Below are 6451 nucleotides of genomic sequence, written 5' to 3'. Positions count from 1 at the left end.
TGCGCCGCCGAGGGGGATCAGGCACGCGCCTCAGCGTATTACGCAGGGGTCTCAGGAAGGCGTCCAGGTCCGCACGGTCGGCCTTGAGGGCCGGATAGTCCACGAGGCCCCCGCGCGCGTGGGCCGCAAGCACTCGGGCGTACGGGGCGTCGCCCCCGGCCCGGGCCGGGGGCGCGCAGCACAGGCAAAGCGCCAGCAGGGCGGCCAGGAGACGCGCCGTCGGGGCGGAGCCGGACACGCCAGAGCCGGACACGCCAGAGCCGGACACGCCAGAATCGGACACGCCAGAATCGGACACGCCAGAGCCGGACACGACGGAACGGGGCGCGGCGGAGAAGGGCGGGACCGGGCGAGCCGTCACGGTTTCTGCGTGGGCAGTTCCAGCACCAGGCGCTCCAGCGACATCCACGCGGCCTGACCCTCCAGGCCGTCGAAGCCGAGCACGTGGCCGCCCAGGGTGCGGTCCTCGCTGACGAAGTGGACGTGCCAGCCCGCAACCCAGCCGCCGCCGGGGCGGGCCGGGCCGCGCAGTGCCACCAGGGTGCCCCGGGCGTTCGCGATGGTCTTCACGTGCTGGGTCTTGAGGGCGTCGGTGAGGTTGGGCCAGGGCTGGGCATAGCCCGGCACGCTGCGGATGGTCAGGCTCTTGAACCCGGCGTCCACGCGGGCGGCCGCGAAGCCGCCCTTGGGCAGCCGGGCGTCCAGCCACTGGGTCAGGGCGGCCATGTGGGGCAGGTCCTTCAGGGCCTCACGGCCCTGGGCCTTGAAGGTGACCAGGTTGGCGAAGGGCGAGAGCGCGTCCATGGAGGGCCGCGTGAGGGCGCACTGCCCGTCGGCGCGGTAGAACACGCCGTCCACCACCACCATCTCGCCGTCCAGGCCGTGCAGGGTGCCCAGGCCGAAGTCGCCGTTTTGGGCCAGCTCCTTGAGGGGGATCGTGCCCCGGTAGTCGCCCAGGGCGAACACCTCGAAGTCGCCCAGCTGGTAGGCCGCCGGGGGCTGCTTGGGGGCGCAGGCCGCCAGGAGCAGGGCCAGGACCAGGCCCGGAAGGAGCCGGGCGGCGAAGGGAGGAAACGGGCGGCTGGGCATGGGGCCTCCGGTCGGGGCCGGAGGAGGGCCGGGGTGCGTCCGGCGCGCGACGGCCCGCGCGCGTCCGGCCGTGGCGCGCGCGGGCCGTTGAGGCGATGTCTGGCTAGCCGATGGTCCCTTCCCTGGCGAACCTGGGCTCGTGCAGGGGGATGATGATGTCGGCCATGTCCCGGCATTTGAGCACGATGTCGTAGGCTTCCTTCAAGTCCAGGCAGGTGGAGGGGGGGATCACCTCCATGCCCAGGCCCTTCACTTCCTTGGCGGGGTAGAAGTTGTCCATGATGCAGCAGAAGCCCGTGATGAGGGCCTTGCCCTTGGCCGTCTCGATGAGCACGCTCATGGAGCCCTCGGTGTGGGCCGGGGTGTGGATCATGGTGATGCCGGGGACTACTTCGGTGTCTTCGGAGAGGGTCTTGATCTGGCCGTTCTCCTCCACGTCGAGGATGAAGTCCTCCTGGTAGCGGTAGTCCAGGGGGTGGGGGTCGTGCACCACTTCCATCTCCTTCTCGTGGACGTAGAAGATGGCGTTGGTGAACTTGTAGTCGTTCTCGCAGTGGTCGCGGTGCAGGTGGGTGTGGATCACGATGTCGATGTCCTCGGGGGTGAGGCCGTGGCGGGCCAGGCCTTCCTCGATGGTCTCGATCTTGGCCCCGATGAACTCCTCGCGGTCGGGGCTGACGATGGGCCGAAGCTCCCCGGTGTCCACCAGGATCTTCTTGTCGCCGCCCAGCACGAGCCAGGCGTAGAGGGGGATCACGTAGGGCGTGCCCATCTCCTGCTGGTAGGTCATGAAGCCTTTGTCGAAACGCTTGGAACCGGCCACGATGGGGTGGATGGTGTACTTGGCGGACATGTTCGCTCCGGGTTTGTCGTTGATCCGCCGTGAGATAGCCATTCCGGCGGGCGCAGGCAAGCCCGGGAGGGGGCGGGGGCCGATGTCGCGGTTTTGAAAAGCATGGGATGCTTTTCAATGTAAAAGAGAATGGTTTCAGCTGCCTGCGTCGGCAATCACCGGAGAGCGGTCGTGAGGACGCGGAGCTAGATGGAGGCCCGGGCGATCACTTCGGCGGCCCAGGCGTTGAGGCTCTTGCCCGAGGCGGCTGCGGTCATGGCCGCGCGGGCGTGCATCTCCGGGGCCATGCGCACCATGAACTTGCCGGAGTAGGGCCTCTTGGGCTCGATGCCGTGCTCCTCGCATCCCGCCAGGTAATCGTCGACGGCCTCCTGGAACGCGGCTCGGATTTCCGTCACGGAGTCTCCGTGGAATCCCACGATGTCGGAGATTCCCGCGAGGCTCCCGACGAAGCAGCCGTCCTCGTCGCTGTACTGGATGTGCGCCGCGTAGCCTTTGTAGGTCATGGGGATCATGTCGCGCCTCGCTTCATGGGGTGACGCCGAGTTGTTCGAGGAAGGCCTTCGCCCCGCGCACCTGATAGGGTTTGGCGTCCTTTCCCGGGTGCGGGCGATGGGCGTTGAGCACGTGCCCATCCTGGGAAATGCGCACGCGCGAGCCTGAGCCCTCGGTGATACGGCAGCCCAGAGCCTGCAGCAGCGCCTCGATTCTGGACCACTCCAGCCCCCTGGGCGAGGGATCGCGGAAGATGGCCGCCAGGGTCTTTCGGTGCGCGCTGTTCACGAGATGATGATATCATTCTTTGCCATCAAGGCAAGGGTGACTCTGGCTGCGCGGCCGCGCACGGCACGCCGGGAAGGCCCCCAAGCCGCCGCCGGGGCTTGCCTGCGCCGTCGAAACGGCCTAAGGGGACGGCTTGCGGTCCGCCGGACCCGCTGCATTCCGGAGCACGCCATGAGCAATCCCCGCCAAGAGCCCCAAGGACGCCTCCAAGACTACATGGGCCGCACAGGCCAGGCCGGTCTCGCGGCCTACGTCGCCTCGCGCGCCGCGAGCCCCCTGCGCTACGCCCTGGAACAGACCGCCCAGGCCCTGGCGGGCTGGCTCCCCGGGCTGCCCGGCATGGCCCTGCGCGGCGCGCTCTACCGCCCGCTCCTGGGGGCCTGCGCCTCCACCCCGGTGTTCGAGTCAGGCGCGGAGCTCCTGCACATGGACTCCATCCGCCTGGGCCGGAGCGTCTACGTGGACCGCCTCGCCCGGCTGCACGCCTCCGCCGCCGCCATCGAGCTGGGCGACTGCACCCGCGTGATGCGCGCGGCCTACCTGTGCACCTTCACCTCCGATTCGCGCCCCGGCGAGGGCATCGTCGTCGGCGCGCGCTGCTGGATCGGCGTGAACGCCGTGCTGGCCTCGGGGCAGGGGGGCATCACCCTGGGCGAGCAGGTGCTCATCGGCCCCGGGGCCATGATCGTCACCGGCGACCACGACTTCCGCCGACTGGACCTGCAGGCCGTGGAGCGCGCCTACACCGGCCGCCCCGTCACCGTGGGCGACAACGTCTGGATCGGCGCGGGCGCGGCGCTCCTGGGCGGCGTAAGCGTGGGCCGCGACGCCGTGATTGCCGCCGGGGCCGTGGTCACCCGCGACGTGCCGCCCCGCTGCGTGGCGGGCGGCGTGCCCGCCAAAATCATTTCCGACATCGAGCAAGGAGTTGGGTCTTGAAAATCCTCCTCATGAACGTCCCGGACCTGAGCATCGCAAAGACCTCCAGCTCCTGGCAGCTCGAAGCCTCCGACATCGGCATCTTCCCGCCCATCGGGATCATGTACCTGGCCGGGGCGTTGCGTTCCCACGGACGCCACGAGGTCGTGCTCCTGGACACCATCCTGGAGGGCATGAACCACGCCGAGGTGGTCAAAAAGGCCCTGGAGATCAGGCCCGACGTCGTCGGCATGACCGTCTACACCCCCAACCTCCACGACGCCCTGGCCCTCACCCGCAGGTTGCGCGAAGCGCTGCCCGGCGTCCCCCTGGTCTGGGGCGGCCCCCACGCCGACCTCTTTCCCAACGAGAGCCTCACCCACGACTGCGTGGACTACCTCGTGCTGGGCGAGGCCGAACACACCCTGCCGCGCTTCCTCGACGCCCTCGAAGACCGCACGCCCCTGGCCGACATCCCCGCCCTGGTCTTCCGGGGCCTGGACGGCGCGCCCGTGTTCACCGGCCCCGCCGGATTCGTGAAGGACATCGACTCCCTGCCCTTCCCGGCCTTCGACGCCCTGGACTTCAAGCGCTACTACTCCGCCATCGGCACGGGCGAGCCCGTGGGCACCATCTGCTCCTCGCGCGGGTGTCCCTTCAACTGCACCTTTTGCTGTCGGCCCTATTCCTCCTACCGCACCCGCAGCGTGGAAAACATCCTGGCCGAGATGGAGGCCTACCACCGCGAAGGCATCCGCGAATTCTTCTTTTTCGACGACCTCTTCAACGCCTCCGCCAAGCGCGTGCGCGCCATCGCCCAGGCCATCCTGGACCGGGGCTGGGACATCACCTGGGCCTTCCGGGGCCGCGTGGACGCCATCGACGAGGACATGCTCGCCCTGGCGCGCCGCTCAGGCTGCCGCCAGATCCTCTTCGGCGTGGAAACCTCCACCGACGAAGGCCTGCGCGACATCAACAAGAAGATCACCATCGCCCAGGTGCGCCGGGCCATGAAGATGTGCCGCAAGGCGGGCATCGTCACCAGCACCAACTGGATCATCGGCTTCCCCCACCACAAGACCCGCGAAGACGTGCTCCACCTCATCGAGACCGCCGTTTCCATCGACTCGGACTTCGCCCAGTTCAACATCCTCATCGTCTACCACGGCACGAAGATCTTCGAGGACGGCGTGCAAAAGGGCCTCTTCCCCGCCGACATCTGGCGCGCCCAGGCCCTCAACCCCGTGCCCAACTTCGTCGAGCCCATCTGGGAGGAACACCTCTCCCGCGACGAGCTTTCCAAGCTCCTCAAGCGCTGCTACATGCGCTTCTACTTCCGGCCCATGCCCATCCTGCGCAAGGTCCTGAGCCTGCGCAGCCCCCGGCAGTTCCTGCTCTACGCCAAGGGGGCCCTCAAACTCCTGGGCATCGGGCAGGGACGGCCCAAGGACGACGCCTAGACCCCGACCCCATCCGACCCGGACCAAGGAGCGCCCATGCGCGAACAATTCCTTTCCCAACTGGACGAGACCCTCGAACAGATCCGCCGCGACGGCCTCTTCAAGGGCGAACGCGTGCTCGCCGGACCCCAGGCCGCCCTCGTGCGCCTGGAGGACGGCCGCGAAGTGCTCAACTTCTGCGCCAACAACTACCTTGGCCTCGCGGGCGACCCCCGCATGATCCAGGCCGCCAAGGAAGGGCTCGACCGCTACGGCTTCGGCATGGCCAGCGTGCGCTTCATCTGCGGCGCGCAGACCGTGCACAAGGCCCTGGAACGCGCCATCTCGGACTTCCTCCAGACCGACGACACCATCCTCTATTCCAGCTGTTTCGACGCCAACACCGGCCTCTTCGAAACGATCCTGGGCCCCGAGGACGCCATCGTCTCCGACGCGCTCAACCACGCCTCCATCATCGACGGCGTGCGCCTGTGCAAGGCCAGACGCTACCGCTACGCCAACAACGACATGGCCGACCTGGAGAAACAGCTCGTCCAGGCCCGCGCCGACGGCGCGCGCCACATCCTGGTCGCCACCGACGGCGTGTTCTCCATGGACGGCGTGGTGGCGGATCTGGACGCCCTCTGCGACCTGGCCGACACACACGGCGCGCTCACCATGGTGGACGACTCCCACGCCGTGGGCTTCGTGGGCCAACACGGCCGGGGCTCCGTGGAGTTGCGCGGCGTGCTGGGCCGCGTGGACATCATCACCGGCACCCTCGGCAAGGCCCTCGGCGGAGCCTCCGGCGGCTACACCGCAGGACGCCGCCAGATCGTGGACATGCTGCGCCAGCGCTCCCGCCCCTACCTCTTCTCCAACAGCCTGGCCCCGGCCATCGCCGCCGCCACCCTGCGCGTGCTGGAACTGCTGGCCTCCCCCGAAGGCGCGGCCCTGCGCGCGCGCCTGGAAGCCAACGCCGCGCTCTTCCGCAAGCTCATGGAAGGCCACGGCTTCACCCTGGCCGGAGCCGGACACCCCATCATCCCCGTCATGCTGGGCGACGCCGCCCTGGCGGGGCGCATGGCCGCCGCCATGCTGGAGGAAGGCGTCTACGTCACCGGCTTCTCCTACCCCGTCGTGCCCCTGAGCAAGGCCCGCATCCGCACCCAGATGAGCGCCGCCCACACCACCGAACACGTGGAACAGGCGGCCGCCGCCTTCGCCAAGGTCGGCAAGGCCCTGGGCGTGATTTAGCGGCGGGAGTCTGCTGCTGTGCTGGCGGTGGTCTTGTCCCCGGGTGCTGGCCCCCCGCGCGGACGTCGCGGCAGATCGTCTTCAAATCGGTCTGCCGCGAGGTCCGCGCGGG

Annotated in this window: 7 protein-coding genes and 1 pseudogene; 3 read left to right on the top strand and 5 right to left on the bottom strand. The window is 68.9% G+C overall.

Annotation, left to right across the window (positions count from 1 at the left end; all coding sequences use genetic code 11):
* The 5 genes and pseudogenes from ACV4UX_RS15670 to ACV4UX_RS15650 form a co-directional block, all read right to left on the bottom strand.
* A pseudogene (locus tag ACV4UX_RS15670) lies at nt 1–238 on the bottom strand (hypothetical protein); the annotation flags it as partial.
* Nucleotides 239–357: 119 nt separating this feature from the next.
* The gene (locus ACV4UX_RS15665) at nt 358–1089 is read right to left on the bottom strand and encodes an acetolactate decarboxylase (RefSeq protein ID WP_491594218.1); all 732 of its coding nucleotides are present in this window, start codon (nt 1087–1089) and stop codon (nt 358–360) included.
* A gap of 103 nt (nt 1090–1192) precedes the next feature.
* The gene (locus tag ACV4UX_RS15660) at nt 1193–1942 is read right to left on the bottom strand and encodes an N-acyl homoserine lactonase family protein (protein WP_491594217.1); all 750 of its coding nucleotides are present in this window, start codon (nt 1940–1942) and stop codon (nt 1193–1195) included.
* Between the two features lie 185 nt (nt 1943–2127).
* Nucleotides 2128–2457 carry a type II toxin-antitoxin system HicB family antitoxin gene (locus ACV4UX_RS15655; protein WP_491594216.1) on the bottom strand — a complete coding sequence of 110 codons (330 nt, stop codon included), beginning with the start codon at nt 2455–2457 and terminating at the stop codon, nt 2128–2130.
* A 13-nt stretch (nt 2458–2470) separates the two neighbouring features.
* Nucleotides 2471–2725 carry a type II toxin-antitoxin system HicA family toxin gene (locus tag ACV4UX_RS15650; RefSeq protein ID WP_491594215.1) on the bottom strand — a complete coding sequence of 85 codons (255 nt, stop codon included), beginning with the start codon at nt 2723–2725 and terminating at the stop codon, nt 2471–2473.
* A gap of 171 nt (nt 2726–2896) precedes the next feature.
* Between ACV4UX_RS15650 and ACV4UX_RS15645 the strand changes: the two genes are divergently transcribed.
* The 3 genes from ACV4UX_RS15645 to ACV4UX_RS15635 are packed head-to-tail and all read left to right on the top strand — an operon-like array spanning nt 2897 to nt 6339.
* Nucleotides 2897–3664 (top strand): acyltransferase, encoded by a 768-nt coding sequence (locus tag ACV4UX_RS15645; protein WP_491594214.1) that lies wholly within the window; start codon nt 2897–2899, stop codon nt 3662–3664.
* On the top strand, nt 3661–5103 hold the full coding sequence (locus ACV4UX_RS15640; protein WP_491594213.1) for a B12-binding domain-containing radical SAM protein: 1443 nt from the start codon (nt 3661–3663) through the stop codon (nt 5101–5103). The genes ACV4UX_RS15645 and ACV4UX_RS15640 overlap by 4 nt, the downstream gene beginning before the upstream one ends.
* Nucleotides 5104–5139: 36 nt before the next feature.
* Nucleotides 5140–6339 carry a glycine C-acetyltransferase gene (locus tag ACV4UX_RS15635; RefSeq protein ID WP_491594212.1) on the top strand — a complete coding sequence of 400 codons (1200 nt, stop codon included), beginning with the start codon at nt 5140–5142 and terminating at the stop codon, nt 6337–6339.
* Nucleotides 6340–6451 lie beyond the last annotated feature (112 nt).

This window comes from Fundidesulfovibrio sp. (assembly GCF_058402725.1).
Note: the sequence above shows the minus strand (reverse complement) of the source record. Positions and strands in the feature narration are given on the sequence as shown.